The sequence below is a fragment of the Hominilimicola fabiformis genome, from assembly GCF_020687385.1.
Lineage (GTDB): Bacteria > Bacillota > Clostridia > UBA1381 > UBA1381 > Hominilimicola > Hominilimicola fabiformis.
This window is the reverse complement of record NZ_JAJEQM010000047.1, coordinates 1-1,171: the sequence shown is the minus strand read 5'-3', so window position 1 is coordinate 1,171 and position 1,171 is coordinate 1. Positions and strand designations below refer to the sequence as shown.

1 protein-coding gene is annotated in these 1,171 nt (G+C 31.9%); it reads right to left on the bottom strand.

The window, feature by feature from the left end; all coding sequences use genetic code 11:
- Nucleotides 1–654 (bottom strand): replication initiator protein A (locus LKE05_RS14055; RefSeq protein WP_308457251.1); only part of this gene is annotated, 654 nt, incomplete at its 3' end.
- Nucleotides 655–1,171 lie beyond the last annotated feature (517 nt).

The window sequence follows — 1,171 nt, the reverse complement described above, 5'->3', positions numbered from 1 at the left end:
TTGAGTATCACTATTCTGTATATTATAATTATCTTGATTGATAGGATAGATATAATTAATATCAGTATTATTAATATTATTATAATTACATTTCGATTTTCGAAACTCTAGACTTTCGATTTCCGAAAGTCCTGACTTTCGATTTTCGAAAGTCTTGTTTTTCGATTCCCGAAAGTCTTGACTTTCGATTTCCGAAAGTCTTGTTTTTCGATTTTCGAAAGTCTTGTTTTTCGATTCCTCGAAAGCTTGATTTTCATTCTTCGAAGTGCTTGATTGTGATGTAGTATCCTTATCTTCAATATCATAAAACTTTTTTAGATATATTATTGCAGGTCTTCCTTGTCCCTGTTTTACTCTTTCAATAAGACCGATACCTTTTTCGCTGTCAAGCTCTGCAAGCATTTTTGTGGCTTTTTCAGTTCCGCAACACATTTGCTCCATAACATCATTCGTAGTAAAGAAAATATATGCTCTGTTGTCATCATCAAGCCAACCATTACGAATAGATAAACTCATTCGGTCAAGCATAAGACCGTAGAGTAATTTTGCACTGTCAGATACCTTTTTGAAAAACTGTGATGTTATAAGAATTTTTGGTATTCTGTAAAATGTAAATTGCTCTGCCTCAGAGCCATAAAAATAATCAAATTGCATATTTAACCCTCCTTTTAAAAGATTTTGTTTTTCGGAAAATAAGTAAGACGTGGGAAGTCACATTATATCTTAAGATATACTCCGTCTTCATTGTGACCGAGCGGCGAATTACCGAAGTATCATTATTACTGATTTTCGAGTTGTGGCAAAGAGTTTCCCATATTCTTTTTTCTTCTTGCACATAGTTCGCAAATGCGTGTACAGCAGACGGCTCGTCGAAAATCTTGTTTACTTAATTACCTTTTATTTAGTTTTCTGTGTTTGATTGCTCAAAATAACACATCAGAAATGTCCGATAGACATTTCTAATCTATCATCTTGATATAAATTTTTTGTAACAAAAAAGGGAGTAATAGTATCAGATGTACACTTACATCGTTTACTATTACTCCCTAATTTTTCAAAATAAAAAAGGTGACTTACAAAAAGTAAGTCACCAATTTGGTGCAGATGAAGTGAACACGTTTTGACATACACAATTAAATATAAGTTTTATTAAAGGGAATAATAATAGATT